This window comes from Gordonia sp. AC31, assembly GCF_031844505.1.
Lineage (GTDB): Bacteria > Actinomycetota > Actinomycetes > Mycobacteriales > Mycobacteriaceae > Gordonia > Gordonia hongkongensis.
Genome location: NZ_JAUZVK010000025.1, coordinates 23,676 through 50,119 on the forward strand (window position 1 = coordinate 23,676; position 26,444 = coordinate 50,119).

Consider the following 26,444-nt stretch of genomic DNA (forward strand, 5'->3'; position numbering starts at 1 on the left):
GTTCAGCCCTCTTTCAGAGATCCAGTGCGACGAGCACGTCGTTGTTGTTGGACCCGGTCGACAGGGCGGTCCCGACGGGCACGCCGGAGGCGAGTGTGACGGCCTTGCCGCCGGACCCGACCTCGACCTGCGCTCCGGCGGTGATCGCACCGCCGGCGGTGACGTTGACGATGCCGCCGCGGAGGATGTGGCCGATGTCGCCGGATGCGATGTCTCGCGATGCGACGCCGAATGCCTTGGCGGCACCGGTGGCGGTGGCCACCTTGATCATTCCAGTCGACGCGTCCACGGTCGCGGAGACGCCGACGAAGGTCTTGCCGGTGACCGCAGCCGTGGTCAGGACGGTGACGTCTGCCCCCGGGCGGAACAGCGGCTTGGCTTCATTCGCCATGATGTTCCCTTTCGGTTACTGCGTCGGGGGCTGGAAGCCCCAGGACGCGGGATATGAGGTATCCGCCACGGGGGGCGGTGTTGGGGAGGCGCCGGGCCTCAGGGACTCCACCGGCCGCTGCGACGGCGGTTTGGTGGGGTCTTCATGCTTGGCTGACTGCACCATCAGCCCGATCTTCGCGGCGCGAGCTTCCTTCTCCTCGAACGTGCCGTCGCCGATGAACTCGAGATAGTCCTCGGTGATGCCGTATCGGGCTTGAAGTAGCTCGGTGTCCCGGACAGCGAGTTGCTGTGCGAGAGCTTCCCTGTCGGCGCGCTCACGTTCGAGCTCCGACATCTTCTCCCGCGCCGCCTGGTCTGCGGCCTGGACTTTCGGCTCCTGGGCCTTGAGTCGTTCGCGCAGGTTCTTCGCTTCGCGGTTCGCCTTGTCGAGTTTCTTGCGAGCCCATTCGGGGAGTTCGTCCTCCGGGGACGGCTCCGGTTCGGGCTGCTGCTGCTGCGGATCGACCTCGGTCGGTTCCGGTTCCACGGCGGGTTCCGGCTGCTGCTCGACAGGATCAGGTGCAGTCATCGTTTCTTTCGCCTCCGGGGCTTGGGTTTCCCGCCACCAGGGCGAGACTTGTTCTCTTCGCGGAGTGCGTCGAGAAGTTCTTGATGGGTCAGGCCGTCTCGGTCTGCCCGATACAGTTGCCGGCGCAAGGCGTTCACGGCGTGGCGACCTGAGTGGCCTTTCGTGGCTTCACGCCACAGGTCTTCGAGGAGTTCGTGTTGTTCGCGGCCCGGCCAGTCCTCACCCTTGCGGACGAGAACGGCTTTGCAGTCGCAGTGATCGTGGTAGGTTTCACCGGCCCGCCGCTTGCCTCGTTTACCTGAGGCGAACAGGGCGCTGTTCTCGCTGCGGTAGTCCGGGCCTCGCGACGCCAGCATGGTGCACCAGGCGCAGTTCTCGGCGCCGGACAGCACCCGCGCCCACCCGACCTCCGCGCCTTCCTTCTCGGCGGTGTCGACGACCGCGTCCCGGCCGGCCGCATGCGCGTGACGCGCCAACCGGGCACCCATGGTGTCGACCACCCGCACGCGCGGGGTCTTCCGGGCGCCGCCTTCGACGATCCTCACCCGAGGTTTCTCGCGCACCGGCTCAGGGATCTCGTCAGGCAGGTCATCGACCGCGTCAGAAACCTCGTCGATCTGCTCATCCAGATCGCTGAGATCCACAGTGTCGAGGACGTCGTCATCTCCGAACAGGTCGTCACTGTCGGGTACGTCATCGATCACGTCGGCGATGGCCTGCTCGAGCGCTTCGATCGGGTACGGCCGCAACGGGGCCGGCACCACATCGGGTAGCTGCGTCCGCATCGACCGCGCCGCCAGCACATACGACTGGCGCCGTGCCCGGTCAAGCCGCGGATACATGACCCGCGCCACCGCTTTCCGCTCCGCCGGGGTTGCCGGAACACCCATCCGGCGGATCACTTGAGCGGCAAGCTGAGCCATCTGTCGCGTAATCAACCCCTGCGCGTACAGGTAGCCGGCGAGGGACAGGTCAGGTGTTGGGCTCGTCATCGCCCGGGCTCATCCGTGGGCGGAGCTCCGGTGGCATCTGGTTCAGCGGATCAGTCTCCTCGCGAAGCTTCTTCGCCCGCTCCACCCATGTCCGCGTCTTGCCTGGGATGTCCTCCCACAGCAACTCATCCGGCACACCCAGCATTTCGCCGAGCTTCCCCAGACCGTCGACCGTGGCGGCGAAGGCTTTGGCGGACATCTCACGCCACTTCACCTCGGAACCGAAGTCCGCAGCACCCTCGGCATCACCCGAAATGTGCGCCGCCAACCGGAACGCCTGCTCGTGAGCCTCACCCAGAGAAGTGGTGATCTCCCCGGACTTGCGTTCCTTCGCCGTCTCCAACGCCGCCAGCGTGGATTCGGAGATGTTCGAGATCCCATCCATCCCCATGGCGTGCGGCGGCAGCTGCGACAGCGCCGACATGTCCATCACTGCGGACTTCTTCGAATCGATGTAGCGGGTCAGGTCGGTCTCGTTGAGCTCCCCGACCTTCACGGTGTCGTCGGCGAACGTCCACGTGTTGTTGACCGACATCTTCAGTGCGTCCTGCTCGGATTTGGGAACCCACCCGATGATGTACCGCTGCTTGAACGCCGCGAAGTACTGGGCGACCAGCATCCCCCACGTCGTCTCGTTAATGCGGGACTGCAACACCAGCAGCGGTTCGATGATGCCCAGTTGCTCCTCGCCGTCGAGCATCACCTTGTCGCGGTACCGCACGATCGGGCATACCCCGACTCCGTGCGCGCGGGACTCGATGTAGTCGAAATTCCCGGCCTGCAGATACGTTTGGTCGCGCCACCCGAGAGACGAATGGGGCTGGGACTTCACACCGATGAAGTGGACGTCCTTCTCGTCGTACAGACGGATGATGTTGCCGTTAATCTCCAGAGCGTGGATCGGCCAGTCGTCGTCGATCGGCCCACCATGGCGCGGGTTCCACACCATGCGTTCCCCGTACACCGCGGTCATGTTCCGCGGCGACGACGGATGCCAGAACACCGTCGACCCGTCCGCGCCGGGAGACATCGCCGGCAGCACCGCCGAATACGCCACCCCGTACAACAGGGCCGCGCGATGCAACCCGGTCTGGCGGGCATTCATCTGATTGCGCTGCCACCACTTCCACGCCGACGCCGACTCCCGGTCAATCTCGCTACCCTCACCGATCGAGGACAGATAGTTGTCGACCTTCATCACCTGCGAGAACGTGTCCAACACCAGCGGCAGCATGTTCGTCTCAGACCGCACCGCGATACGCTTCATCGTCTCGGTCGCGTCCTGCGGGATCGGCACCGCAGTCACATTCGACTGGAACGGCCCCTGCACCGCCATCGCCGGCTCACCACCAGTGAACGGCACCGACGGACGCACAACCCCAGCCAGCACATCGAGACGCTGAGCCTCAAACGACCGCACCTGCAACAACTCCTGGACGGTGGCGACAGCAGCCGCTGCTTTACTCACACACCACCTCCATCAGATCGAAAAGAATTGGGCCTCACCGGTACGTTCCTTGACCTTCACCGTTGCGGTGTAGATGCGCCACATCATTCGGGCGCCCACCGCGCACACCGCGAGGTCGATCTTGCGGCGCGACTCGCGATGCTCCTTCGCCAACGTCACACCAAACTTCGACGGCACCCGACGTGCATTCGCGTGATGCTGCTGTAGGCGCCGATCTTTGTCATGCGGCAGATGACCTTCAGCGACGTCGGTGACATACCGTTCGGCGTGCTCCACAAACAGCTTCTGATGCGACGGGGTGCGCATCTCCCACTTCACAGCGTGCGCATTATCCCCGGTCTTCACCGCCGGCAGATCGTACGAACTGCCCCACCGGGACGCCCACGTGTCGATCAAGTTGTCCCAGAACCGTTCACCGGTCTCATCGTCGCGGGCATCCCCCGACGGGTCCGCCCACAAACCTCGAACATCCCAGTAGTCGTGAGCTTCCGACATCACCCGATCCACCTCGGTGCGGTCGACCACCCACCTATCGGCGCGTGGGGGACGTTCCCACACATCGACGGTGAACACGAACCCGTCCGACAGCCTGCACCCCACCAGCCCGGTCGCATCATCGGACTTCGAGCCATCGAAGAACAACACCACCCGCTCACCCTCGGCCGGGTCTTCCTCCACAGCCTGGGCGTCAAACTTCAGCGGCGACACCCACGCATCCGCGGTCGCCGTGATCTGGTTGTACCACTTACGTCGAGACTCACTCGGAGGGTTCGACAGGTTCGCGATCGACTTCACGATCCGACCATCCGGCTCGGTATCCAGCCAGTACGAGTCCCCCGCAATGGACTTCACCACATCCGGGGCCGCCTCCAGGGTCAGCGGCGCATCCGGCGGCGCCTCGAGACTGTCGTACAGCACACCGATGTCGATGCCGTTCGAGTTCGCGGTCTCCCACGCCTCACGCGCCCGCTGCCCCACCGAATCCTCACCAGGCCGGTACGCGTTGCACAAATCCAAGATCCGCGCCGAACCGCGCTCCGACTTCGCCGCATTACCCTCGAGCGCCCCAGCCATCTCATGGCCCTGGTTACTCGAGTTCCAGTTCTGCGTCTCGTTGCGGATGATCTGCGTCGGCCGGCCACCCTCAACAGACAGGTAGTTCGACGTGATCGCCTCGATCTGGACCGTGTCGCCCAAACCCCACACATTGAGCCGGCCGATCTGGATGCCGTACCGGTCAATCGTTTCCGGCTTGAACAGTGACGGAAACAGCTTCATCGTGTTCTGGGTTTGCTGCTGCGACACCGCGATCAGCTGCACCCACGCCGCCGGGTCCTCCACCCCCACCGGAACATCTCCGTCCCAGTGGTCGAACTTGATCGGTGCGAAGCACGCACCCGCAGAGACCGTCGCCCCGATCGGGTCCTTACCGTGGCCCTTCAACCGTTGCAGCACAGCCGACTCGAACGGATGCCTTCCCGAATCGGTGACCGCGTAGTACCACAGCAGGAACCGGGCTTGTTCCATCGTGAACTGCCAGTCCTGGCCGTTCTTATCCTTCAGCCACACTCCGCACCAAGCGAGGAACCGCCAGCCCAGAGATGCCTCCGGCAGAATCCACCCGCCATCGTCCCACTGCCACGTCGGACCAATCCGGATCGGCTCCCACACAAGACCAGTCGGAGGCGGCGTCCGCGCCAACTCCAACCGATACCAGGACTCAATCTCCCGATAATCAGCCTCGAAGTCATGCACAACCGCCGAACGGGCGGTCGCCATCAACCGGCCCGCTTACTCCAACGCGCATTCGCCGCAGCCCGAGCCTTCGTCGACCGAGCCTCCGCAGAATCCGCCTCATCCGGCAACCGCAACTGCTTCAGCAACGACGCCAACGCCATCCGATGCTGCCGCTGCTCCGAAATCAACGGGTTGATCACCAACTGACCCTGCGAACCCGTCACCAACCGCGACTGACCCCGCATCGCCTCAGCCAAATCATCCACCAGATCAGCCTCAGCACACGCATCCAACAACACACGATCCTCATCCGGCCGCAGATCCCACTTCTCCGCAATCCCCCGATACAACCGCGCCCCAGCATCACCCAACGACGCCGGCACATCCACAGGCTTCTTCGACATCAGACCTCCAGGGTCATTCATCTTTCAACGAACCGCCAGGGTCCGAAACGGGCAGGATCGAGCACGCAGGACCAGAGTTGCTAAGTACCCCGGCGGTAATTGGGGGCTTAACCGGGTTCACCCCCTACCCGGGGCCGCTCAACCGATGAGCGCTAGTTGTTCAGGTCCGCCGCGATCGCCTCGTATGGCGTTGCAGAGGAAGTGTGCGGTTCGCACGTTGGCGGGTTCGTGTGTGCCGCCCTGTGAGAGTGGGATGATGTGGTCGATTGTGGGCGCCATCGGATGAGGGGTTACGCGATTCCTGTGGACTTTCCTCCCGCATACTCCACAAGTCCATTTATCCCTGGCATAGATCTCGTGGCGATATACGGATTCGACGTAAGCGCCTCGTTGCCTTGCTCTTCGCCTGTGCTTCGCCTCACGCTTCCTCGTTGCCCTCAGTAGCGAGGCGCATGTGTCGCCGCACGCTCTGTTGGTCGATCGGCCCCACCATGTGGCGATAAAGCGTCGTCCACATACAAGGCACTTGATGTCGGCCTTGACGGTCGTGCTCGTGGACCCCGCTGCGGCTAGGGCGGCACGCCGAGTGACTGCCGTCCTGCGCTGCGCCGCTTCCCTTTGAATGAGGAGTCTATCCCGGAGGCTCTCTGCCCTCGCTGCAGATGCCCTGCTGGCGATGAGTGCCGAGCACCTCTTGGTGCAGTACTTAGGTTGGCGACTGATCTTCCCTACGAACGCACTGCCGCACATCTGGCATCGGAACTCACCGTCGGCGCCAGGTGGCCTGCCCTCTGCGTACCGCCTGCGGGAGTAGTCCCTCATGTAGTCCCGATGGCCGGCCCGACATTCGTCACAGCGACAGCCGCGGTGGTATCCAGACCTGCCGTGCTTCAGGGTACGATTTGCCATTAGCCGCTCCTAGTTAGCGGTTAGGCCCGGGGGTTGCGGTGTTGGTAGCACCGCCCTGGGCCGTCTTTAGTTATCTCTGGAAACCACCGGGGTGGGGTTCCTCAGGGAGCACGAGCTGTGCTCGCCTGGCTGCTGCCGCCGAGTTGCCTTCGTGTGCGGCTTTCCATTGGTTGCATGGGGCGCAGGATGCTTGGGTGTTGGCGTCGGTTTCGTAGTTGGGTCCGCGGGTGTTGTCGATGTGGTCGAGGTGTTCGGCTCGTCCGTTGCATCTTGGGCCGCGGATCTGGCATCGGTGCTTGTCGCGGGCGAAGACTCGAAGTCTTCGGGATTTGTGGGCGGCTGTGCTGGTGCGTGCTCGGTTGGCGTTCGACCAGGCCATCAGTGATCCAGACCGACAATGGCGAGTAGGTCATCTACCTTCATGACCGCCCCTCGCATTGCGAGCAGCTTGGCAATCAGCTCTTCGTGTTCACGATGAACTCGCGCCAGGACTAAGACATCGCGTGCCTGAACGGTTCGGCATTCCCCGGTTGCTGTGGATACGTACTGTGCGGCCCTTGCTGTGATGTCGTTAACGTCCATGACTCAGTGGCCCTTGCCGGGTGGTGCGCCGACTGCTGCTTGGTAGGTGTTGCAAAGTCCTTCAGGGTCTCGCACGTACTTGCCGAGGTGAAGGACACAGCGCTTGAGGCTGGCTGCTTGTGCGTCGTCTGCGGGGTTGGCGTCGACCATTGCTACCTCTCCTGGGCTCGCGGGTGGTCATGGCCGCCTCGAGGTAGGGGCGCGGACAGTACGTCCATGACGGAGCAGATGCCGCACCTGCATTCGTGTCGGGCTACCTGGGCGGCGGTCAGAGCGTTGGCTTTCCGCATCTGTTTGGTCTGCCACCAGGTGGCGGGGATGACGACGATCATGATCACCCGGGTTGCGACGATCTCCAGTACAGCCATGACTGTCCTCGATCCGAGGTTGGCCCCCGACAGACCAGTGGGTTAACGCGTTTTGTTTTCGGCTTGAGTGTCACTGGCGTTGTGAGCCGGCGCGGTCACGCTCCGCACCATCCCGGTAGCGGGAAGTCTGGGTACGAAAACCCCGCCAGTGCACGAGATGTGGACGGCGGGGATGTTTCGGGTTTCGGAGACACGTCACCCGTGGGGCCGACAATACCAGCTGTTGCGGTCTCACGGGTGACATACTCACCACCGGTGTGTCACTCGAGCACACCTTCGGGTAGTGGATACCCCAAGACCGCGGCTAGATGCCTGAAGTAGCCAGGCCCCCAGTTGGTGTAGCAGTTCTGGCATTCGCAGCCGTGAGGGCCGATCTGCAGGGCGGGTTGCCGCACCACTTCCCCGGCCGAGTCTTTGCGGTACACGATGGCTGTGTTGCAGTGCGGGCACGGATTTGGGAGCGCTTTGCGTTTGGGTGGGTCGAGTAGGTCTTGGATGGACTGTGCCCAGCGGGTGATCTGGGCGGTGAGGTTGTCGATGTGGTCGACGTCTTGTGGTCGCCAGCCTCGGTCAGCGATGCGGTGTAGGCGTTCGATGGTGGTGCCGGGTTCTGGTTCGAGGGCGGCGATGTCGCGGTCGATGGTGGTGATGAGGTCGGCGGCGTCGACCCAGAGGGGTGGCATGGAGCGTGCTGTGCCGCCCAGCTGGGTGCCTTGGGCTCCGGCGATCATGGCTGCGAGTTGTTCGTAGAGTGAGTCGTTCCAGTCGACTTGGGCGGTGAGGGCGACGAGGCGTTCTTCGTGGCGGCGTTGCAGGTTGTCGAGTTGTTGTTCGCGTTCGAGGTTGATGGAGCGGGTTGCGATCCCAGCTGCTCCAGCTCTGTCGGCTCGTTCGATCGCGAGGTCGTGGCGGTCGTTGATCCGGGCTCGATCCTGGTTGTAGCGTTCTTCGATTTCGGCGAGTAGTTCGGGGTTGGGGTCTCGTTCGATGTTGGTTCTGGTTCTGCCGGCGAGTGTGTGGATGGCGTCGGCGAGGTGTTTGCGGGCGGTGGGTAGGTCACCGTCGCGGGCGATGTGGAGTGCGTCGTTCATACCTTGATTCCTGTTCGTCCTCGGCGGTTCACTCGGTTTCCAGGTTCGGGCTAGTGGGTCGGTCACTGCCAGGTCTCCTCGCCGTGGACGGATGTGAGCCAAGATGTGGCGTCGAATGGGTTGAAGGGCTCCAGGAGTGGCCTGATGATGTGGTCGGCTGCGGGGCTGCCGTACGTCTGGGCGGTGTGGTCGAGCAGTGTGTCGCCGTAGATGCGCAGCATGATGTTGAGCCATTGGTCGAAGCCGCCGCAGGCTTTGATGTCGGCGAGGAGCCGGCCTGTTCCGTCGATGCGGGGTTTCCGGAGTGTGGGTACCCGGTTCACAATGCGGGACATGCGGGCGTCTCCTCTGTCCAAACCCGGCCGTTGAAGCTGCGTGTGCCTTCGTCGGTGGTGAAGGTGATGGTGGCGTGGCGGATGTCTTGGCCTCCAATGGTGGGCGGCCAGACGGGTTCCCAGTTGGACGTGTACACGAGGACGCGGGCCTTGCGGCGCCGATACTTCCCCCGGACTTTCATGTGCGGGTAGAAGGCGGGCCAGCGGGGCAACTGTCCCGAGCTCATGGGTTCTCCAGCTCGCTGGGGTCGATCACAGCGTTGGCTGAGTGGAACCACTGGTTCGCCAGTTGGTCGATGTCGCCGTCGGGGAACAGGACGTAGCCGCCGGGGTAGATCATCCTCACGCCGCCGTCGTCGGTCTTCTCGATGACTGACACCTGCAGCGGGTTGACGTACCGCTTGGAGCCGTCAGGGTTGATGAAGCACATCATTCGCATGGGGTTTCCTTGGTGGTGCAGGGGTGGCAGTAGGGGCGTTGGGTGAAGGCTGGGGTGCGGAGTCGTTCGTAGCCGACGTCGAAGGTGGTGCCGCACTGGCAGCGGATAGCGACCATGCCGGCGTGGTTGCGGCCCGCGAGCGCGGTGTGGTGTCGGTCGGCGTGGTGCTGGTATTCGCGGGCAGCCGCATACGGGTCGGTCACGACGGGTCCTCAAGGGCGGTGAGGATGTCGTCGATCTCCACGGTGCGTGGGAGCATCGCCCCGTAGTCGATGGCTGCTGCGGTCACGGCCGCTTCTTCGGCGGCCAGGACTTCACGAACCCTGGTGATCTTTTGCTCTAGTTCGCGCACACGAGCCACCAGAGCGAGAACATCGGTGTCTGCTGTCGTCTGACGAACCCCCGCGGTGGCTCGGGTTTCGATGGCGGCTAGGTCTAGTTCGGTCACTGTTCCTCCTCGCATTCGGGTCCACAACCGGCCGGGTTGATCTCACGCGCGCGTCGGCAAATCCAGCAGTAGGTGGGTGGGGAGGTCGGAAACACGAGCTGGCCGGTCACAGAGCCTCCCCCCGATCAGCAACTAGCCGCTCTACAGCGGCGACGATCGTTCCGACACCCTCGGTGTCACAAACCCCGACGAGGCGTCCGATCCGGCGCAGCGCAACGGACTGCCGATCGATCTGCTGCTGCATCTGCTCTAACTCACTCACTGGGCCTCCTGGATGTGGATCTCAATGCGGGGCCGGGATTTATCCATCTCGATGCGATACGACTCTTGAGCGACCCAGGTGGTGTTGTCGTCTGGCCACACCCCCGCATCCACCAACCCGTCTAGAGCTGCTTTGGTGGTGAGGGAGAGCGAACCGGCGTCTCGGCGTCGCCTGTCGGGCACGAACCACACCGTGGTGACCTCTGAGCGGCCCAGGGAGGGCAGTTTTGCGCTTCTCGCACACATGCCCGCCGTTTCCCTGATTTCACGTGTCAGGCGGGCTCTGACCGACCAGTGCAGTCGCTGGTTCGGGGTGAGTGGTGGGCGCTGATACGGAAGCTCGATGACGATGGTCATGCTGACCTCCAGTCCGGGATAAGTCCTCTGTCGGCTGCGTCTTGGCCGTTCGCGGACAGTCGGTTGTAGGCGTCCTCGCCGTACTCCGGGCCGGCGTATTCGTCGCCGCGAGGAACCCGCTGGTTCCATGCCTTGATATGAGCGTCTGCCTGCGCCTGGGTGAATTCCCGCCACTGCGCTGCCTGAGCGGCTGGCGGGGTGGAACCCATGATGTGGATGTAGAGATCCGTCATGTAGGTGAACTGCTTGGGGCTGATCGGTTTCTCGGGTTCGGTGTCGAATGAGAAATTGTGCTCGTCCGACGTGTCGTCGGACCTTAGAGCTCGTTCGTGTTTCTCGTTCGATGGAGCTAGTTCTTGGTTCTTGTTTAGTGGTTCTTGTTCGTGGTGCTCTTTTTCACCACCTGAGGTGAAACCATTGCACCCCTCTGGTGAAATCATTTCACTACGGGGTGAAACCATTTCACTACCTGGTGCAATAGTTTCACCACCCTCAGGGTCGGTCGGGAACCCATCGAACAAGGCAACTTCGTACACATTCGGCTTGTTGTGCTCGGCGAAAATGCGGATGATCCCAACCTCTTCGAGTCTCTTGATGACGCTGATCGCGGTGCGTCTGGTCACTCTCGCCTCCTGCGCGATGGTGGCGTACGACGGCCAACACCGCCCCGTGTGGTGGTCGCGATGCCGAAGCAAGGAGATGTACACGCACATCTCCGAGTTGGTGAGGCGACCGCTGTCGATGAGTTCGTATGGCAGGCGCACGAATCCCCCGTCACCCATTGGATGTTTCGTCGGGGACAATGAGGGCGATGATGCTCTGCGCGAGCGGGTTGTCTGGCGCTTCCACTGCGAGGGCCAGCACCTCGGCGAGCAGGTTTGCGCACCCGGTCGTCTCGTGGTTCTCGTAGGCCAGACGACGCAGCGCGGCGTACTCGTCCATGATCTGAACAGTTGTTCGAGCGTTAGAATGACTCAAAGCCATCCCCTTCCTATTCAAGGTGGGTGGTTAGGCCCCGGCTGGGTGTGTCAGCACCCGTCGGGGTCGCCCTCATTCTACCCCTTGTGCTGCTGTTTTCTGGTTGTGCCGCAACGGGTTCCGGGTACGGGTACGGCAGCGGTGTCCAGTGTCGGAGTAGCCGCCCGACCACCCACATGGTTGGGGTGAGCGCCACCCGGAGTAAGCATGTGGTCACGTCAACTCCTGGGTTTCCAAATGCGGCACCGTCTCCCAGCGGATGCGGGTCCAGTGCCAGATGCGGATGTTGTAGAGCAGTCCGAGGTCGCGGCCGAAGGTGAGCCAGCCATCCTTGCCGGGTGTGACACCGTTGCCGTGTTCGCGGTCGAGGATGCGTCGCCGGTTTGTGGCGGGCACGAGGTATTGGCTGGTGTGGCCGTCCCAGCGGATGGGGTCAGTCCCGGTCTGGTGGCCGAACTCGACGATCTGCATCAGATCAGTCATGTCGGGTACCCCTTTCCCGTGTGGGCGTTGTGCTCACATTCGCGGGCGTTCATGCGTGCCTGCCATCGCCAGACGCACACGCCGGCGAGGGTGAGGAGGGTGCAGAGGATGACGGCGGCAATCACGACTTCGCCTCCCCCGGCCGGAAGACGATCGCACCACTGTCGAGGTACTCGATGTGCCCATCCATGCCGACGATCTCGGACCACACGCGGATCGGGAACTGGAACCCTGATTCGATCTCGGCCAACGCTTCTTGCGCCTTGACGATGTGGTCGAGTGCAGTGGCGATGTGGCGGGCATCTTCGGATGTGATGCTGAAGTCGCTCATGCGTCACCGCCGATGATGTTGAGGATGTGGCGGGCGAGGGATGGTCCGCTGTGTCCGCCGTCCTGGTCGACGTCGGCGGCGACAGCCTGAATGCGGGCGAGGGTGGCATTGGCGGCGTCACGCTGGACCTCGTAGTGACGGAGAGCGTCTTCTGCCTCGTCGCGCATCACGATCTCGGTGTCGAGGTAACCCTTCATCCGGTCGAGTTCGGCGAGGAGTCCTGCGACGAGAGTCGGTGATGCAGCGATGAACTCGGCGTCGGCGAGGATTTGCACGTTGTCGGCTACATCGCCGGGTTCGGTGTTCGGGTCCTGGGTGAACACTTCGTACTGGTCGCCGTACTGGTGCCATGCCCACGGACCTTCGGTGATGCCTTGCAGGAGTCGGCGGGCGTCGGCCCGCACATCGTCAGTCATTCGGGCACCTCCACATGAAAGGTCCCATCGGTGGGCAGGTTGTCTCGGTCGAGACCGAAGGTGGCGCAGGGGCATCCGTCGCCATCCCACATCGGGCACTCTTCTTGGTCGCAGCGGGTCATTGCGTGTCTCCTGTGGCGTGTTGTGCGGCGGCGATGAGAGCGGCACCGAGATCGGCGGCATCGGCGGGTGTGAGTTCTCCGGGTTCGACGCGTTGCAGCATCACCATCCCAGCGTCCTCGGCGGTCCATGCCACCCATCCGCTTCGATCGGCAAGGTTTGCGCCCTGTACCCATTCGGGGCCTTCTGCCCAACGCCCATGGGGTTCGGGTAGTGCGATGACGGTGTAGCCGCTGTCACGGATAGCGGCAACCAGGTCGCGGGCTTGCGGCATGGCTTCCTCGACCGAGATGCCCGCTTGGCTGGCGATGAACTCGGCGATGATCTGTTCGAGGTTGAGGGCGGTCATCGAAGCGTTCCCTTCGTGTTCCATGAATCATGTAGCGGGCACCGCTTTCCCAGCGACACACGACGCGTGCAGGGGTGGCCCGCTCGGGTGAGGTGCCCACAGAGGGTGGCAGCCCGAAGCTCTTTGTTCCGCGCCAACTGCCTGTCGTACTTGCGCTTCTGGCAGGTTGAGCAGAGCCGCCGATCGTCAAGTTGGTGCCCGTTCACGCATAACTCCCTGCGCGCATTCTGTGCTGTAATGCCGACGCCCCGGAGGACGTTCTCACGGTTGGTGACGGGCTCTAGGTGGTCCGGGCGGACGCACATTCGGTTGCGGCATAGATGGTCAAGCACTAGCCCATCGGGAACTGGACCGTTGGAAGACTCCCAGGACAACTTGTGCGCGCGCTTCGTTAGCCCTGGATGACTGTGATTGAACTGCCCGTACCCCCAGATCGTTGAACTCCCACGCCACAGCCAGCAGCCATCCGACTTCTCGACACGCGACCAGAACTTGGCCCGACTCCGTTCGCTCCACTGTGCGAGTTGTTCGACTGTCGTCATGTCAGCTCCTCGGCGGGGTAAACGAGTTTGGCGGTGGCGCAGGGCCAATGAACGTCGACCGGACATCCTGAGCAAGCTGCGTACGTCGTAGGAGAACCGGGGTCTCGGTGCCACCACACATCTTTGGTGACTTTCCGGTGCAGCTGCTTCAGAGGTTCGAGGGCTTCACGGGCACCACGCATCGCGTATCGCCCTGGGCCGACGTAGGGGGATACTCCGTGAGGTTCACATGCTCGTTTGGCGGCTTCCTCGGCGGGATCGCTACTCACCCCGACCACCACCCCGAAGCGCATCGTCATCCTCGGCCACATGGCGGACAGTCCGGACGCCTTCGTCAACGTCGGTCCGCACCCACGGCCCACACCAGCAGGAGTGGCCGTCGAGGATGTGGACACGCTGGTCGGACCATTGCTCAGGCAGAATGTGTTTGTCGCTCATGGTGTTCCTTCGATGATTTGGGTTTCGTGGCCCGCTGCCTGCAACATGCGGTCCAGCAGGTTGGCGGTAGTCGGGTTGTGGCATACGGTGTGCCGCCACATGTTGTTGTCGAGCCACCACACGTAGAGGCGGGTCACGACGCCGCCAGGAATGCGATGTGGTGCAACAGCTCCAGAGCACGGTATGCCTGGGGTGGGCACACGCCGTTGCCAATGGCCTTGAGTTGGTCGTTCCGAGATAGGCCGGTTGCGGGGTCGGTGACCCAGCCGGCGGGGAGCATCATCATCCACTCCGCGAACGCGGCCGAGAGACGTGGATTGCCTTTCGTGTTCGGCTCCGTCGGAATAGGTGCGGGACGGCCGCAAGCTAACTCGGCTGCGTGAATTGCAGCGTCGTAGGGTCCCCAGTTCGTCACAGCGGTTCGACCCGGACCGCCTCCGTCTGTTGCGCGTGGGGTCGGGAGTAGGGCCACGCGGGTGCCGAGATGAGTTGCCTTCTCGGGTGGCCGTCCACTCGTCCGCGGTGTGCCGAACTCGCCGTCTGATGCCTTCGGTGTGGGGAGTAGCGCCTTGATCGCGCCGAGGCTCGGCGACTTGCGTTCCAGCTCGGACGGTTCGGCGTTGCGCTTCCAATCAGAAGCAACAGGAGTCGGGAGGAGATTCAGTCCGTCAGGTGACACACCGCCGAGGGCAGCATCATGTCCCCCGACGAGCCCCGCTGATTCGGCCCACCCTTCGTCCCATCCGAAGCCCTGGGCGTAGGCAGCAGCGTGATCGCGTCTGTCAGTGTGGTTCCCGAGTGGTGTGCCGTACCGGTGTGGCCAGAACGGCACGCAGTCGCATTCCGGGCACCCTTCGCATCCGTCACGACCGGAGTCGGCAGGAGCGACGAGGATGAAGAGCCTTTCTCTGCGGTGACAGGCGCCAATGTCGGAAGCTCGTACGCTGACCCACTGCGCATCAAGCCCGTCTTCGGCCAGGTCGCCGAGTACTCGATCGAACCCCAGAGACCGATGTCCGGCCACGTTTTCCAGGACTGTGAGTCGTGGTCGTAGGTGGCGAATTGCGTCGCGGACGTATGGCCAGAGGTGGCGTTCATCGTTGGTTCCTTGTCTTCTGCCGGCAGCGGAGAAGGGTTGGCAGGGGTAGCCGCCGGTGAGGATGTCGACGGGTTCGACAGCGTTCCAGTCGATTTGGGTGACGTCGCCGTGGTTCGGCACGTCCGGCCAGTGGTGGGCGAGGATCTTCGACGGTGCGGCCTCGTATTCGACGTGCCAAGCGGTGTCGGCGCCGTAGAAGGCGTTCACAGCCAGATCTAGGCCGCCGTAGCCGCTGAAGAGTGATCCGGTGCGGAGTCGCCTCCTGCACGGGCAATTCAGTGACGACTGGGTCTCTGAGAGGTGCCGTCCACAGTTTGCGCAGGAGGCCATCAGTACACCGCCCCGGTGGTGGTGTCATGGTGGCGGTCGACGATGACCAACCTCCACGGAACGACGAACTGACGACGCGGTGGCGGGCCAGCGGTCATTCGATCCCAGTCGATGCCATGGCCGGTCAACTTCGATCCGAACGTGGCGTCGATGGCGTTGAGAGCCCCACCCTTCCGCCGATACTTTTCACCGCTGGCGAGGATCTGACCGTTGCGGGACTTACACCGCCAACGCCACTCGGGGGTCTCGGGGTCGTACGGCCAACCAAGACTTCGCACGTCGTACACCTCGATGGTGCCGCGATACCGGGCCGGCGTGGAGTTGAGATCAATCACGACTCGCCCCCGTCCTCGAGCAGTGCCCGCAACTCCGCAACCTCAGCCGGATCACAGCCCGCCGACTTCTCATCCAGCCACTCAACGGCTTTCGCTTGATCCTCCGAACTCAACCCACCCGCCTTCACCTTCGCCACAAACGACTCCGGGATCGGCTTAAACGACACCTTCAGCGGCTCCACCACGTACGGGGCTCTCTTGCCGCGGGTGACGGTGAGCGAGATCGACAGCGGCTTGTCGATATCCGACAGAGCACTGACGCGTATCCCCCCGACAGCTGAGCCTCCGAACCGCACCTCCGGATCGCGGTACAACATCATCCGCCGACCCGTGTACGCCGACGCCTCCTTCCCCCACGCCGCAACCAGGATTCGACGAACAGTCTTCGACGGCTTGAACGGTCGGCCCGGACCGAACTCGGCGGTCACAATCTCGACGGGCTGCTCTGCGGTGCCGCGGCGAACGTCCGTGACGGTGACCACGCGCGGGCCGGTCAGGAGGTCTTCACTGTTGATTTGGTCACTGCGAGGGACAATTGTGTCGGTGAGGTCCATTGTTACGCTCCCTTTTTCGCGTTGGCGATCCGGCGGTATCGTTCGCGGGCGCGGTTGCGTCCACAGGTTCGGCACACTCGGTAGCCCTTCCGAGGGTGGATGTAGAGGTTGTCGCCGACATACTCATGGCCGGCCGGGCATTCGGTCTTCACGGAGTGGTCTGCAGATGGGCTGAGGCCGCGCAGAATGTTCTCGCGAGGCGTGACGGGCTCCAGGTGGTACGGATTGACGCACCGACGATTCCGGCAAAGGTGGTCGAGGTGCATACCCTCGGGTATCGGTCCGATGAAGTGCATATACGCCCACCGGTGCGCGTACCCCTTGCCGGTCTGGTCGAGCGATGTCCGTCCGATGTAGAACTGTCCGTAGCCGGCACCGTTGAGTCCGCCAGTCCAGACGATGCAGCCGTTCTCGCCCGCTGCGACCTTCTCGCTCCACCGATCAATTGCTGGCCGCTTCGGCTGTCCGAGTGGGAGACTCATACGATGATCTCCTGCTCGATGATGCGTTCGGTGGCCGCCAGTTCGGCGGCGTTCTCGTGGTAAATGCGCGCCAATTCCATTGCGTTGTCCTCGAATCTGCGGACCGCCTCAACAATCACGCGCTGCCATTCGACGCTCGGATGCACGCGGCGGATGAACAGCGGCATGCCGGCGCAGAAGCTGACAAAATCGATCCACTTGCGCCCGGACACGAGTAGCCCGGCCTGCAACTGCGGCATGTGCTCCGGCGGCACCGCGTTCGCGATGATGGTGTTCATGTGCGACTTCGGGCGTGGACACTTCACTTCCAAAAGTCCCTCTTCCCCGACCAGCCCATCGGGGCTGTACCCAAGCTTCGCGCCACCGAGGGTGCGGACCATGAACCCCACCTCAGACACCGCGACCTTGTTCTCGGCGGCGTACAGGCTGCGGGCGATCGGCTCCATCTCGATGCCCCGGTACATGTCGTCGGACACGTACGTCGGGTACGACCAGCCAGTGATGCGCTCCGACACCAACAGCGCTGTGAGGCTGCGAGAATCGTCGTTGCTCGCCACCTCGAGGATGGGTGCCGAACTGTTGCGGCGTGCTGCTTCTGCACGCTCGGGGTGCATCGTCTTGATGGTGCCGGTGCGTTTCACGTTCCAGCACTGGTCGCCCGCCGGCGCCTCACACTTCGGACAGTCGAAGTCGATCGCCGACAATCTGCGGCAGGTGACGAGTTGGCCGACAACACTCGCGGTCACAATCCCGCGGCGCTGCTCAAACCACTCCTCCGAACGCTGCTCAATCTTCTCGTGGATGGTGAGGGTCATCGGTCGAGCTCCTGTCCGACTCGGATGCGGTTGATGGACTGCGAGAGGGGAACAGTTTCGACGGTCCCCCACGGGTCCTCGGCGGTCGGCGTGGTGACGTACACCTGCACGAGCGGGTCAGGGTCGGGGGTTGCGGTCGGTGTGCGCCAGTAGCGTTCGCTGTCGGTTTCCAGGTGGCCGATCATGATGCGAGTCCTCTCGCCCATCCCCACAGGTCTTCTTCTGTGTGGGTGTCGGGGTTGATGCCGGCGGCTGCGACGACGAGCGCGGACACGATTCGAGTCGGGGTCCAGGTTTCGATGAGCGCCCAGGATTCGGCGGGGTCTGCGTCGCGGATGTCGCAGGCGAGTGTCATGACGTCCCGCATTGCTTGCCCGACGGCTTGGTGGGATTGCTTCGGGAGGGGGATGATGGTGCCGGGTTGTGCTGTGGGATGCGAGGATTCGCGGGCCTTCTTGGCCGCGTCGCAAACTGCCTTCTCTTGGTGGAGGCGAAGAGTGATCTCCTCAGGGGTGAGCCCTTTGGCGGTGAGGCGTTCCCACTCGGCGTTGTAGTCGTCGATGTTCATGCCGCACGCTCCTTGACCATGCGGTGGCGTTCCTTCGCGGTAACTCCGCCGTAGATGCCGTCTTTCTCGTAGTTGTCCAACGCCCACTGCAAGCACTGGTCCTTCACTGGGCATCGGTTGCAGATCAGGCGCGCCGGCTCCGCCGATTCACCCTTCTCGGGATGCCAGAAGTCACCACCTACGCTGGCGCACAGAGCGTTCCAGTGCCATGGTTCGGTGTTGTCTCTGATCCACGTCTTGAACTGGTTGTTGCTCATGCGGGAACACCCGCCTTGAAGGCGACGGTGCGCGAGACGCGTTTGCAGTCAGGCGAGCAATAGACCGACCTCGGGTGGCTCTTGAACTGTGCTGAACACACCCGGCATGACTTGCTGGGCTGGGAGCTTCTTCGCAACTCGTCGCGCTGTCTGTTCTTAGCGACACTTCGTATCCGCTCGCAGGCTCGGCATGTTCGCCGCCCGCCGCCAGTTCGTGTGTTCTCTGGCGTGAACTCGTGGCCTCGGATGCAGTGGGTTTGATTCGACCAGTACGCGTTCCCATGGGCGATCATGTCCTGGGTGTTCTCGGCGTACGTTCCCCATGCGAGGTTCTCGGCGCGATTGTCCAGATAGTCGCCGTTCAAGTGGCGGACGACGTTGCCCTCTGGCCGTGGTCCATGAAATGCAGCGCAGACCAGTTGGTGGATAAGGCCAGTCCGCTGCACTCCGCGTTTGCAGAGCTCAACCTTCAGATAGTGCCGCGACTTGTAGCAGGCGAGAACCTGGCCGCGGAGTCGCATTGTGATTCCGTCACAGCGAACGATGGTCCGGTCGAGACTGCGGACTCGTCCTGTGTCGCTCACTTCGTATAGACCCTCATATCCACCGATGGGGAGCCATTTTTCACTAGTCATCAATGAACCTTTCGGGGGAATGTGGTTGGGGTGGCTGGTCATAGCGCCACCACCGACTGGACGACGTCAGAGACGTGGACGGCGACGAGACCGCAGTCGGCGCACTCGTAGGGCAATCCGTCCTCGGCTTCCGCGCGCATCTCAGCGAGGTGCGGGTCGCAGATCAGCAGTAGGTGGTCGCCGCACAACGGGTCGGTTTCCCGGCGTCGACCGTGTGCTCGTACACGCCAAGTCGCCGGGTGCTCGCAGTCGTCGTCGTATTCGCATGCCACCTGGGCGTCGAGGTTGGGCATCGCGGCGAGGAGGGCGTCCGGATGGATGGCAGTCACCGCGACACCTCCCGAGCGCACCGAACACACACCGTCACAGTCCGACCCAACTGGGTCGACGTCATCGACCGACGCGACTCGGGCGGATGTAGCAGGCATTCACGGACGTAGGCGATCTCGTCGTCCACATCCCACAGGTGAGTGCAGCGGGCGCATCGGCCGGCGTACACGGCATGAAACGACCCGCTCATGACTGTCCGCCGATCTTGCGTTCCACGGCAGCGATGAGCAGCCGGCCCAGCGCGCCATCGGACTTGACCGTCCGCCCCGACTCGTTGGTGATGTACCACCCCTGCATGGATTTGGACTCGATCTTGGCGACGGTCCACCACCGGCCGTGTGGCGTGGAGACCTCCCACATGCCCTCTTCGATTCGGGATGCCCGGTAGCTAGCCCTGCTCATGACGCCGCCTTGTTCTCGAACAGTGCTGGGCGGTGGTGTTTTTCGATGCGGCGTGCTTGGTCGTCCAACCCCATCGCCAGCATGCGTGCCTGGTCGGCGGTCAAATGCAGATCGGTGCGTTCATCCCCCGGCCCAACCACAACCACCCGCAGATGGCCGTGGGTGTTGGTGCCAATCGACAGGTAGGTGGGTCCGTGGCAGGTGTCGACCTGAATGGCCGGCGCCTCACACAACAACATGTGACTCACCGGATCTCACCCCGCACGATCCGCGTGAACTCCACATCCTGGTCGTCCAACTCGCCCGAATCACCCGGCAACAGAAACGCGATCAGACACAGCACCGCCAAACCACCCAGGCCGCCAGCCGTCAACACCACATCGAAATAGGTCATGACGCCAACTCGCCCGGAGCCGGCTGCGGCAACTCATTCCGCCACCGCAACAGTTCTTCGTGATCAACGAAGTAGCGGCCCCCGTACTGGCGGAACAAGATACGACCCGCCTTGTACTCGCGGCGCAACGTCTTCTCAGACACCCGCAACATTGCCGCCGCCTCTTTCAACGGGTATTGCAGCGGATGCCCGGCCGGTCTCAAATCCTCGTCAGTCATGCGCCCAGCTCCTTCATGTCGTCGGATGTGAGCAGCACCAAACCCGTGCTGTGCTCGTTGACCGGCAACCCCTCAGCGGCGAGAGCGTCACGCAGTGCGATCTCCATCTGCGGTCTCACACGCGGGGTGAACCGTCTTCTGCCGCCGTGGTTGCCGTTGTCGTGCGGGTAGAAGTACCTGCGGCCCTTCGCTGTCGGCTTGCGGTGGTCGTAGCCGTCGCGCACCTCCCCATCCGGGCGGACGCGGGTGTTGCGTTGGTTGATGAGGTAGCCGTGGTCGTACAGGTGGGCGTCGAAGTCGGTCTTGCGGACGTCGGAGAAGTACTTCTTGCCGAACGTGGTGGGGTCGATCCCGTCGCCGCCCTCGATGGCTTTGCGGTGCTTCTCTTCGACAGCGAGTTTCCGTTCGGCCTTCTCTGCGCGGATGCGTTCCCCGCGGGCGATCTCGACAGCCTTCGCGACGCGATTGTTGGCGAGCTCCAACTCGTCGAGCGGGTCGCCCAGTGTGTGAGTTGCGGTCTCGGCTTCGCGGGTCTTGATGACGAAGTAGTTTTGCGCGGAGGCGATCTCGGGTTTGCGGGGGTCGCCGTTGAGGGCGATGAGGTAGCAGGCGTACCGCGACAGATGGTGGTCCTTGGCGGCGGGTCCACTAGCTGCAACTTTGGCGGCGCCGACAAAGTGGTCGGAGACGATGTAGCCGGCGTTGCTGGCGGAGATGCGGGCGCGGTCGATGGCGCCGTCGAACTTGCGCCACTCGTCGTAGCCGAGCATGGGCATGAGGTCGCGGGCGGACCAGTACTCGCGGCCCTCCGGGGTGACTCTTCTGATGGCATCGAACGGCGAACCGTCGCCGTCGTGCGGGGTGATATTGTGGGGCACGAACTTCTCCTTTGTTAGATGTTCTGGGCCACCCGGTGTTCGCGCACCGAGGTGGCCGTTTTCACTCGTGCGGGAAGTTGGTGACCGGGGCGGCGCTCTCCACCCCGGTCTGCGCGACCGCCTGGGCCTGTGAGAAACCCCTGCCGCGCGAACCCGCACACCGACAGCGATCGATGCGCGAGTGGTCATGGAAGGTCGACGTCAACGAACGGACGATCGACCGGGTGGGGCTGACCCGAATGTCCTCGACAGGGACCGTGATCAGTTGCGGGCCAGTGGCGGGCAGATCAACCACCGCGTCTGCGTACTCACCGCAGTAGCGTTCGATGCCCAACACTGGGTACGACTCGCGACGGTTCGGACGCCACACCGCCGAGGTCATGCGGCCGTGTCCTCGTCGGTGGGCACAACGTCGAACAGGTCGGTGAAGCAGTCGCCGCCGAAGGCTTCGATGCATCCTGCGATGAACTTGGGGCCGGGTGCTGCCTTGCCGGTGAGGACGCGGGAGACGGTGCCGGGGTCGACGTGAATCTTCTCGGCGAACTCTCGGTCCAGGCTGGTGCCGGTCAGACGTCGGATCTTGGCAAGACCAGTGGGGTTGAGTTTCAGAGTGGCCAACACCGCTCACCGCCCCTGAATCGTGTCGCGGTAGATGTCGTTGTCCATCGCCAGTTCCATCTGGATGGCAGCTGCGTCGCCAAGTACCTTGCGGGTCTCAACGACCTTGCGGGTGATCTCGGGGAGCAGGTGGGGGTGGATGGTCCACGAGGACCCGGTGAACCAGAACCAGCTTCGGAATGCTTTGCGAGGCGCGTTGGTCTGCTTGAGGACCCCGCCGTCGCGGAGTGCGCGGGTGATGTCGGGGACGTCGAGGTCGATGCCGTAGCGCTGCCGCATGAGTGCAGCGAGTTCGTCCCAGGTGACGGTGTTGGGGACGGTCTGGTGGTGTCGTGCTCCGGTGAAGTGGGCTTCGATGACGTCGGCCACTTCGCGCTGGTAGTCGATCAGCTTGGGTCGGACGTGTTCGGCGACGCGGCTCGCGGGGATGGTGGCGAGTGCCATGAGGAACGACCGCAGATCCGCGGTGATCATGTTGCGCACTTTGCCGTCGGCGGCAACTACGGGCGTTACGGCCGTAGTTGCCCAGGGCTGCGCCTGGAGCTTGTCGATCTGAGTCTTGGCGTCGACCCCGATGGCTTCGAATGCGGGCTTGAGGATCACGTGCGGCCGATCGTTGACCGCGATGGCGTAGATCGTGTCTCCGTGGAACTGAATCGGGACGAGAGCACCTGAGTAATCCATCTCCCCTCCTCTCTAATTCTGCCGCCTGACCTGATGTCTTGCGGGAACGTACTGAACTGTACGTACGTAGTTACGTGAGCGCAAGTATGACTTGTAACGATTTGATAACAGGGCTCTTGCGCAACCGCTTTTGCCGTCTGAGCTGCGAAATGCGCAGCGTGTAATTCGCTGAACTCGCTGTTTGCGCGACCGCAACCTCATTCCTGGGCCGCTAGGGCTTGCGTCAGCGCAGTACAGTTCCCCGCATGACAGAGCCGACTTGGTGGAGCTACTTCAAGCGCATAGCTGGCACCGAAACCGGGCGGATCATCGCGGAAGCGGCTGAGGTCTCCGAACCTCAGGTATCGCGGTGGAAGTCTGGGAAGAATCGTCCAGACGCGGACGCTTTGGTCCGATTTGCGAGGGCTTACAACCGGCCGCCAGTTGAAGCACTAATCGCCGCCGGCTACCTCGACTCCCAAGAGGTGGGCGAGGTCGTTGAGGTGGCGATGAGCACGGGTGACCTTGCTGTCGATGACCTCATAGAGGAGATGCGCCGGCGGATCGCCACGGCCGAAGCGCAGTCTGCGTTCATCGACGCACTCACCCACGGTGCAGCCGTCTGGATCGGGGAAGCGCCCCACAGCCCTGGGGTGTCCATCTCCAGAGTCGGTGATCAGGTGACGGCCAACCTCGTCCTATCCCCCAGCAACGAACTTCGTATCCAACCCGCCCTTGCGGCACGAACTCAAGGAGAACCTGATGACCTCACGCAGGAACCGTCGACTACGGGCAGCGAGGGCGAAGCGGACCCGCACGAGAACTCTCGCGCGGGTGGCGCCCGCAACGGGGATAACAACGTCGAAGGCTTGATCGAGACAGATCAAGACGACGAGCTTGATCGGCGGCGCAGGCGTGGCCGCGACTTCACTACCAACCCCATCGTCGAACGTGATGCTGCGGCGTTTGAGGCCGATGACGCCCCGACTGACTACGAGCAGTTCGATGAACCGGACCAGCCCGATCCTGAAGGCCCGGAGGGTGGGGCGTGAGCAAGTCGAGTAAGTCGAAAGCCTCCGCTGATAGGGGGGAAGCCGGGAAGAAACCAGGGGAGAAGAAGGTTCCCGAGGTGCGGCCAAAACACCCGGACAAGGAGCTGGAAGCACTGCTTTGCGACGTCGAGGCCCATAGTTGGCGCATAATGAAGGGGAAGCAGTACTTCAAGGCGTATTGCCCGTGTGCCGATCAACACCTAAAGACCATCCACTTAAGTCCGTCGGGCAGTATGTACCTGACGAACACTCGAAAGTGGTTCGAGCGGCAACCGTGCTGGAAGGAGGAGTCGTAGTTGAGTCACTACATGATCGAACTGGACCTCGTGTTCCCTGAGGACACCACGTTCGAGACTCTGGACACCCTGCTGGACGCCCTCGCCGAAGCTACTGCCGACATTCAAGACGGCATCGACGGCGACGTCAGCTTGAACTTCGCTCTACGGACGATGACGATCCATCTGTCGCTAGAGGACGAGTCGGACGAGAAGGCTTTCGCCCGCGGCTTGGCTGCAGCCCGTACGGCAGTTCATGCGTCAGGGGGGCCAACGCCAGGCTGGGAGAAGATCACCCTTCAGCCCACCGCCGACGGGGAACTCACACCAGCGTAATTCATCGCTGCCACAAGGGTTGTCGGTGGTGTGACCTAGCTTCACTTGCATGCGGTACCACCCTTGGCGTCACGCCCGAGACCTTGACCTGACCATCGAGCTCGTGCCGAATCTGCGGGCTCGAGGCACGTACTCGGCCGGTCTCGTGCAGATCCGGCAGGGACTCTCCCAGCGTGAACGTAGGGCCACGTTGGCGCACGAGATCGTGCACTACGAGCGCGGAGATGAGGGTGTGGCCTGTTCGCGGTGGCATTTGCAGAAGCTCGAGCGACAGGTGCACCTGGTGGCCGCGCGCCGGCTCATCACGATCGAAGATCTCGCCGACGCGGTGATCTCGGAGCCGGACTATCACTGCATGGCGCACAAGCTGTGGGTGGACGACTACACGTTCCGTCTGCGGCTGGCGCACGTTACCGATGAGGAGCGCGCGCAGATTACACATCTATGTCCCGAGGATTGGCGGATCGCATGACCGAAGAGGAAAGACGCATGCTCGACGTCGCGGGCGAGCGCTGGAACTATGCCGGCAACCTCGAGCAGACGGTGCGGGACGAGTTCGGCATCAGCCCCACCCGTTTTTGGCAGCTGGTCGGTCAGTTGTGTGACACTGAGGAGGGCTTGGCCTACGCGCCGGTCACGGTGAATCGGTTGCGGCGTCTACGGGAAGAGCGAGTAGTTTCTCGAGCCGCCCGAGCGCGGCCCTGGTGAGGTCGGTGGATGTGTGCGCGTACTGCCGGTGTGACGTAGTGGTGGTGTGGCCCAGGATGGCCATGCGGGTGGCCTCCTCCACACCAGCCTCCTGGAGCAGGGTGGCGACGGTGTGGCGGGCGGCGTGTTGATCCGGGGCGTCCTGCGCGGTCGCCACGACCCCCGCAGCCACGCACACGTGTTTCCAGGCGTCGGTGTCGTCGCGAGGTAGGACAGCGGCACCATCGGTGCGGGTGAACACCAACCCGGTCGCGGGGCGCCCTCGTTGCTCCCAGAGTGCTGTGAGGGCCGCGACCACAGGCGGCAACAGGGGGACGAGCCGGCGGGACCCGGCTGTCTTGGTGGGGACGAGGCAGGCGGTCCAATGCACCGGGACGAAGGTGAACGTGGCGGGTACGTCGAACGCTTCCCGCGGGTACACGTCGGTGTCGGGGCGTGGACCCTTCTTCAGCTTGAGGCGGGCGAGCTGCCAGGAGATGTCGATGACGCCGAGCTGGAGGTCGACGCGGTCCCAGGTGAGACCCAACGCTTCGGCCTGGCGTGCCCCGGTGAGGAGTGCGAGGGACCAGCGTGCGGCGGCGTGCGCATCCTGGCCGGCGACGTGGAGGAGTAGGGCGCGGGCCTGGTCGACGGTGAGGGGTTGGCGTTCCTCCGAGCGGGCTTGTGGTCGGTCCATGCGGTCACATGGATTGGTGCTGATCTTCCCGTCTTTCACCGCATCCCCCAACGCTTTTGCCAGCACCGAGTAGGCGGCTTGGGCGGTGCGGGTCGAATGCTTGTCGGTCACCTGAGTGACCATGCGACGGATGTCGGTGGGGGTGAGCTTGCCGAGTTTCTTCGACCCGAGGTGCGGGATCAGTTGGTGCTTGATGGTGGAGCGGTAGGTCGCCAGGGTGCGGGGTTTCAGCCGTGGGGCGGCGATCGTGTCGAGCCAGTAGGCGAGCCACTTCTCGACGGTGATCTGGCCGGCGTTGGGGAGGATGCCGTTGGCGAGGTCTTTGCGCATGTTCGCGAGCTCGGTGACGGCGTCGGCGTATTTCTTCCGGCCACGTTGGTAGTAGGTGCCGTCGGGCAGCAGAACTTGGGCCATCCACATGCCGTCGGCCCGTTGGTACAGTCCGCCTTCACCTTTGGCCCTGCGGCGCTTCTTTGGGGGCATCAGTCCAGGTGCTCCAGCTCCTCGGCGCAGAATCCCCACCACACACCAACCACCGGGCCGTGGGTGAGTTTCACGGTCCCCTCGTTGCGTTCGGGGGACCACTCCATGACCTTCCCCGCGGCACCGTCTTCGCCGAGGCGAAAGATGTTGCCGGGCAGTACACGTACCCGATCTCCGACGCTGAACTCTGCCATAGCTCCCACTTACGTTTGTACTTACGTTTAGCTGAGTCTATCCCCTGTCTAGACATTAATGCGAAAAACTCAGTCACCTGCGGTTATTGGGCTGGCCTTGACAGGAACCGCACCGTCAGCATACCCCTAAACA

At 63.2% G+C, this 26,444-nt stretch carries 46 protein-coding genes and 1 pseudogene; 4 read left to right on the forward strand and 43 right to left on the reverse strand.

The window, feature by feature from the left end; translation table 11 throughout:
- Positions 1–13: 13 nt before the first annotated feature.
- From Q9R39_RS21110 to Q9R39_RS21300, 41 genes and pseudogenes are all read right to left on the reverse strand, one after another.
- Entirely contained in the window at positions 14–391 is a 378-nt protein-coding gene (locus Q9R39_RS21110) for a capsid cement protein (protein WP_311278161.1), read from the reverse strand.
- 15 nt (positions 392–406) lie between these two features.
- On the reverse strand, positions 407–961 hold the full coding sequence (locus tag Q9R39_RS21115) for a hypothetical protein (RefSeq protein ID WP_311278162.1): 555 nt from the start codon (positions 959–961) through the stop codon (positions 407–409).
- The gene (locus tag Q9R39_RS21120; RefSeq protein WP_311278163.1) at positions 958–1,953 is read right to left on the reverse strand and encodes a hypothetical protein; all 996 of its coding nucleotides are present in this window, start codon (positions 1,951–1,953) and stop codon (positions 958–960) included. Before Q9R39_RS21120 ends, Q9R39_RS21115 begins: the two co-directional genes overlap by 4 nt.
- A complete protein-coding gene (locus Q9R39_RS21125; protein ID WP_311278164.1) occupies positions 1,934–3,421 on the reverse strand; it encodes a phage portal protein in 1,488 nt (495 codons plus the stop codon). Before Q9R39_RS21125 ends, Q9R39_RS21120 begins: the two co-directional genes overlap by 20 nt.
- A gap of 12 nt (positions 3,422–3,433) precedes the next feature.
- Positions 3,434–5,200, reverse strand: coding sequence for a hypothetical protein (locus Q9R39_RS21130; RefSeq protein ID WP_311278165.1), 1,767 nt, complete (start codon positions 5,198–5,200; stop codon positions 3,434–3,436).
- On the reverse strand, positions 5,200–5,562 hold the full coding sequence (locus Q9R39_RS21135) for a hypothetical protein (protein ID WP_311278166.1): 363 nt from the start codon (positions 5,560–5,562) through the stop codon (positions 5,200–5,202). Before Q9R39_RS21135 ends, Q9R39_RS21130 begins: the two co-directional genes overlap by 1 nt.
- 138 nt (positions 5,563–5,700) lie before the next feature.
- On the reverse strand, positions 5,701–6,471 hold the full coding sequence (locus Q9R39_RS24785) for an HNH endonuclease (RefSeq protein WP_396275713.1): 771 nt from the start codon (positions 6,469–6,471) through the stop codon (positions 5,701–5,703).
- A gap of 1,210 nt (positions 6,472–7,681) precedes the next feature.
- Positions 7,682–8,512, reverse strand: a complete 831-nt coding sequence (locus Q9R39_RS21140; RefSeq protein ID WP_311278167.1) for a hypothetical protein — start codon at positions 8,510–8,512, stop codon at positions 7,682–7,684.
- Between the two features lie 62 nt (positions 8,513–8,574).
- Positions 8,575–8,847, reverse strand: a complete 273-nt coding sequence (locus tag Q9R39_RS21145; protein WP_311278168.1) for a hypothetical protein — start codon at positions 8,845–8,847, stop codon at positions 8,575–8,577.
- A complete protein-coding gene (locus tag Q9R39_RS21150) occupies positions 8,832–9,074 on the reverse strand; it encodes a hypothetical protein (protein ID WP_311278169.1) in 243 nt (80 codons plus the stop codon). The genes Q9R39_RS21145 and Q9R39_RS21150 overlap by 16 nt, the downstream gene beginning before the upstream one ends.
- Complete coding sequence (locus tag Q9R39_RS21155) at positions 9,071–9,286, reverse strand: hypothetical protein (RefSeq protein WP_311278170.1); 216 nt, start codon at positions 9,284–9,286, stop codon at positions 9,071–9,073. The genes Q9R39_RS21150 and Q9R39_RS21155 overlap by 4 nt, the downstream gene beginning before the upstream one ends.
- Positions 9,277–9,489 (reverse strand): hypothetical protein, encoded by a 213-nt coding sequence (locus Q9R39_RS21160; RefSeq protein WP_311278171.1) that lies wholly within the window; start codon positions 9,487–9,489, stop codon positions 9,277–9,279. The genes Q9R39_RS21155 and Q9R39_RS21160 overlap by 10 nt, the downstream gene beginning before the upstream one ends.
- Complete coding sequence (locus tag Q9R39_RS21165) at positions 9,486–9,734, reverse strand: hypothetical protein (RefSeq protein WP_311278172.1); 249 nt, start codon at positions 9,732–9,734, stop codon at positions 9,486–9,488. Before Q9R39_RS21165 ends, Q9R39_RS21160 begins: the two co-directional genes overlap by 4 nt.
- A 258-nt stretch (positions 9,735–9,992) precedes the next feature.
- On the reverse strand, positions 9,993–10,352 hold the full coding sequence (locus tag Q9R39_RS21170) for a hypothetical protein (protein WP_311278173.1): 360 nt from the start codon (positions 10,350–10,352) through the stop codon (positions 9,993–9,995).
- On the reverse strand, positions 10,349–11,134 hold the full coding sequence (locus Q9R39_RS21175) for a helix-turn-helix domain-containing protein (protein ID WP_311278174.1): 786 nt from the start codon (positions 11,132–11,134) through the stop codon (positions 10,349–10,351). Before Q9R39_RS21175 ends, Q9R39_RS21170 begins: the two co-directional genes overlap by 4 nt.
- Positions 11,127–11,294 (reverse strand): hypothetical protein, encoded by a 168-nt coding sequence (locus Q9R39_RS21180; RefSeq protein ID WP_311278175.1) that lies wholly within the window; start codon positions 11,292–11,294, stop codon positions 11,127–11,129. The genes Q9R39_RS21175 and Q9R39_RS21180 overlap by 8 nt, the downstream gene beginning before the upstream one ends.
- Before the next feature lie 249 nt (positions 11,295–11,543).
- Positions 11,544–11,813: a hypothetical protein gene (locus Q9R39_RS21185; RefSeq protein ID WP_311278176.1), complete on the reverse strand. Its 270-nt coding sequence runs from the start codon at positions 11,811–11,813 to the stop codon at positions 11,544–11,546.
- A gap of 121 nt (positions 11,814–11,934) precedes the next feature.
- A complete protein-coding gene (locus Q9R39_RS21190; RefSeq protein WP_311278177.1) occupies positions 11,935–12,144 on the reverse strand; it encodes a hypothetical protein in 210 nt (69 codons plus the stop codon).
- Positions 12,141–12,560, reverse strand: a complete 420-nt coding sequence (locus Q9R39_RS21195; protein ID WP_311278178.1) for a hypothetical protein — start codon at positions 12,558–12,560, stop codon at positions 12,141–12,143. The genes Q9R39_RS21190 and Q9R39_RS21195 overlap by 4 nt, the downstream gene beginning before the upstream one ends.
- Before the next feature lie 118 nt (positions 12,561–12,678).
- Positions 12,679–13,029 carry a hypothetical protein gene (locus Q9R39_RS21200; RefSeq protein WP_311278179.1) on the reverse strand — a complete coding sequence of 117 codons (351 nt, stop codon included), beginning with the start codon at positions 13,027–13,029 and terminating at the stop codon, positions 12,679–12,681.
- Positions 13,026–13,637: an HNH endonuclease signature motif containing protein gene (locus tag Q9R39_RS21205; protein ID WP_311278180.1), complete on the reverse strand. Its 612-nt coding sequence runs from the start codon at positions 13,635–13,637 to the stop codon at positions 13,026–13,028. Before Q9R39_RS21205 ends, Q9R39_RS21200 begins: the two co-directional genes overlap by 4 nt.
- A gap of 368 nt (positions 13,638–14,005) precedes the next feature.
- Positions 14,006–14,146 carry a hypothetical protein gene (locus tag Q9R39_RS21210; protein WP_311278181.1) on the reverse strand — a complete coding sequence of 47 codons (141 nt, stop codon included), beginning with the start codon at positions 14,144–14,146 and terminating at the stop codon, positions 14,006–14,008.
- Positions 14,143–14,295, reverse strand: a complete 153-nt coding sequence (locus tag Q9R39_RS21215) for a hypothetical protein (protein ID WP_311278203.1) — start codon at positions 14,293–14,295, stop codon at positions 14,143–14,145. Before Q9R39_RS21215 ends, Q9R39_RS21210 begins: the two co-directional genes overlap by 4 nt.
- Before the next feature lie 612 nt (positions 14,296–14,907).
- Positions 14,908–15,438, reverse strand: a pseudogene (locus tag Q9R39_RS21220) (DNA cytosine methyltransferase); the annotation flags it as partial.
- On the reverse strand, positions 15,438–15,773 hold the full coding sequence (locus Q9R39_RS21225) for a YegP family protein (RefSeq protein WP_311278182.1): 336 nt from the start codon (positions 15,771–15,773) through the stop codon (positions 15,438–15,440). The pseudogene Q9R39_RS21220 and the gene Q9R39_RS21225, both read right to left, overlap by 1 nt.
- Entirely contained in the window at positions 15,770–16,327 is a 558-nt protein-coding gene (locus tag Q9R39_RS21230; protein ID WP_311278183.1) for a hypothetical protein, read from the reverse strand. The genes Q9R39_RS21225 and Q9R39_RS21230 overlap by 4 nt, the downstream gene beginning before the upstream one ends.
- Positions 16,328–16,329: 2 nt before the next feature.
- The gene (locus Q9R39_RS21235) at positions 16,330–16,809 is read right to left on the reverse strand and encodes an HNH endonuclease signature motif containing protein (protein ID WP_311278184.1); all 480 of its coding nucleotides are present in this window, start codon (positions 16,807–16,809) and stop codon (positions 16,330–16,332) included.
- Positions 16,806–17,624: a YqaJ viral recombinase family protein gene (locus tag Q9R39_RS21240; protein ID WP_311278185.1), complete on the reverse strand. Its 819-nt coding sequence runs from the start codon at positions 17,622–17,624 to the stop codon at positions 16,806–16,808. The genes Q9R39_RS21235 and Q9R39_RS21240 overlap by 4 nt, the downstream gene beginning before the upstream one ends.
- Entirely contained in the window at positions 17,621–17,809 is a 189-nt protein-coding gene (locus tag Q9R39_RS21245; RefSeq protein WP_311278186.1) for a hypothetical protein, read from the reverse strand. Before Q9R39_RS21245 ends, Q9R39_RS21240 begins: the two co-directional genes overlap by 4 nt.
- Positions 17,806–18,192, reverse strand: a complete 387-nt coding sequence (locus tag Q9R39_RS21250) for a hypothetical protein (protein ID WP_311278187.1) — start codon at positions 18,190–18,192, stop codon at positions 17,806–17,808. The genes Q9R39_RS21245 and Q9R39_RS21250 overlap by 4 nt, the downstream gene beginning before the upstream one ends.
- Positions 18,189–18,449: a WhiB family transcriptional regulator gene (locus Q9R39_RS21255; protein WP_311278188.1), complete on the reverse strand. Its 261-nt coding sequence runs from the start codon at positions 18,447–18,449 to the stop codon at positions 18,189–18,191. The genes Q9R39_RS21250 and Q9R39_RS21255 overlap by 4 nt, the downstream gene beginning before the upstream one ends.
- Positions 18,446–19,126 (reverse strand): NUMOD4 motif-containing HNH endonuclease, encoded by a 681-nt coding sequence (locus Q9R39_RS24790; RefSeq protein ID WP_396275717.1) that lies wholly within the window; start codon positions 19,124–19,126, stop codon positions 18,446–18,448. The genes Q9R39_RS21255 and Q9R39_RS24790 overlap by 4 nt, the downstream gene beginning before the upstream one ends.
- Entirely contained in the window at positions 19,123–19,413 is a 291-nt protein-coding gene (locus Q9R39_RS21260; protein WP_311278189.1) for a hypothetical protein, read from the reverse strand. Before Q9R39_RS21260 ends, Q9R39_RS24790 begins: the two co-directional genes overlap by 4 nt.
- 187 nt (positions 19,414–19,600) lie before the next feature.
- Positions 19,601–19,816, reverse strand: a complete 216-nt coding sequence (locus tag Q9R39_RS21265; protein WP_311278190.1) for a hypothetical protein — start codon at positions 19,814–19,816, stop codon at positions 19,601–19,603.
- Positions 19,813–20,064, reverse strand: coding sequence for a hypothetical protein (locus Q9R39_RS21270; protein WP_311278191.1), 252 nt, complete (start codon positions 20,062–20,064; stop codon positions 19,813–19,815). The genes Q9R39_RS21265 and Q9R39_RS21270 overlap by 4 nt, the downstream gene beginning before the upstream one ends.
- On the reverse strand, positions 20,061–20,210 hold the full coding sequence (locus Q9R39_RS21275) for a hypothetical protein (protein ID WP_175401109.1): 150 nt from the start codon (positions 20,208–20,210) through the stop codon (positions 20,061–20,063). Before Q9R39_RS21275 ends, Q9R39_RS21270 begins: the two co-directional genes overlap by 4 nt.
- Positions 20,207–20,428 carry a helix-turn-helix domain-containing protein gene (locus tag Q9R39_RS21280; protein ID WP_311278192.1) on the reverse strand — a complete coding sequence of 74 codons (222 nt, stop codon included), beginning with the start codon at positions 20,426–20,428 and terminating at the stop codon, positions 20,207–20,209. The genes Q9R39_RS21275 and Q9R39_RS21280 overlap by 4 nt, the downstream gene beginning before the upstream one ends.
- On the reverse strand, positions 20,425–21,306 hold the full coding sequence (locus Q9R39_RS21285) for a BRO family protein (protein WP_311278193.1): 882 nt from the start codon (positions 21,304–21,306) through the stop codon (positions 20,425–20,427). The genes Q9R39_RS21280 and Q9R39_RS21285 overlap by 4 nt, the downstream gene beginning before the upstream one ends.
- 61 nt (positions 21,307–21,367) lie before the next feature.
- Positions 21,368–21,688: a hypothetical protein gene (locus Q9R39_RS21290; RefSeq protein ID WP_311278194.1), complete on the reverse strand. Its 321-nt coding sequence runs from the start codon at positions 21,686–21,688 to the stop codon at positions 21,368–21,370.
- Positions 21,685–21,927, reverse strand: a complete 243-nt coding sequence (locus tag Q9R39_RS21295) for a helix-turn-helix transcriptional regulator (protein WP_311278195.1) — start codon at positions 21,925–21,927, stop codon at positions 21,685–21,687. The genes Q9R39_RS21290 and Q9R39_RS21295 overlap by 4 nt, the downstream gene beginning before the upstream one ends.
- A 3-nt stretch (positions 21,928–21,930) precedes the next feature.
- The gene (locus Q9R39_RS21300) at positions 21,931–22,608 is read right to left on the reverse strand and encodes a phage antirepressor N-terminal domain-containing protein (RefSeq protein WP_311278196.1); all 678 of its coding nucleotides are present in this window, start codon (positions 22,606–22,608) and stop codon (positions 21,931–21,933) included.
- A gap of 245 nt (positions 22,609–22,853) precedes the next feature.
- On the opposite strand from Q9R39_RS21300, the gene Q9R39_RS21305 reads away from it, so the two are divergent.
- The 4 genes from Q9R39_RS21305 to Q9R39_RS21320 all read left to right on the forward strand — a co-directional run bounded on the left by Q9R39_RS21305 (position 22,854) and on the right by Q9R39_RS21320 (position 24,958).
- Positions 22,854–23,639 carry a helix-turn-helix transcriptional regulator gene (locus Q9R39_RS21305; protein ID WP_311278197.1) on the forward strand — a complete coding sequence of 262 codons (786 nt, stop codon included), beginning with the start codon at positions 22,854–22,856 and terminating at the stop codon, positions 23,637–23,639.
- A gap of 308 nt (positions 23,640–23,947) precedes the next feature.
- A complete protein-coding gene (locus Q9R39_RS21310; protein WP_311278198.1) occupies positions 23,948–24,250 on the forward strand; it encodes a hypothetical protein in 303 nt (100 codons plus the stop codon).
- Positions 24,251–24,299: 49 nt separating this feature from the next.
- Positions 24,300–24,722, forward strand: coding sequence for an ImmA/IrrE family metallo-endopeptidase (locus Q9R39_RS21315; protein WP_311278199.1), 423 nt, complete (start codon positions 24,300–24,302; stop codon positions 24,720–24,722).
- Between the two features lie 17 nt (positions 24,723–24,739).
- Positions 24,740–24,958, forward strand: a complete 219-nt coding sequence (locus tag Q9R39_RS21320) for a DUF3263 domain-containing protein (RefSeq protein WP_311278202.1) — start codon at positions 24,740–24,742, stop codon at positions 24,956–24,958.
- On the opposite strand, the gene Q9R39_RS21325 is transcribed toward Q9R39_RS21320, so the two are convergent.
- Together Q9R39_RS21325 and Q9R39_RS21330 are read right to left on the reverse strand one after the other, a co-directional pair.
- Complete coding sequence (locus Q9R39_RS21325) at positions 24,885–26,117, reverse strand: site-specific integrase (RefSeq protein WP_311278200.1); 1,233 nt, start codon at positions 26,115–26,117, stop codon at positions 24,885–24,887. The genes Q9R39_RS21320 and Q9R39_RS21325 overlap by 74 nt on opposite strands.
- A complete protein-coding gene (locus tag Q9R39_RS21330; RefSeq protein WP_311278201.1) occupies positions 26,117–26,311 on the reverse strand; it encodes a hypothetical protein in 195 nt (64 codons plus the stop codon). Before Q9R39_RS21330 ends, Q9R39_RS21325 begins: the two co-directional genes overlap by 1 nt.
- Positions 26,312–26,444: the final 133 nt, after the last annotated feature.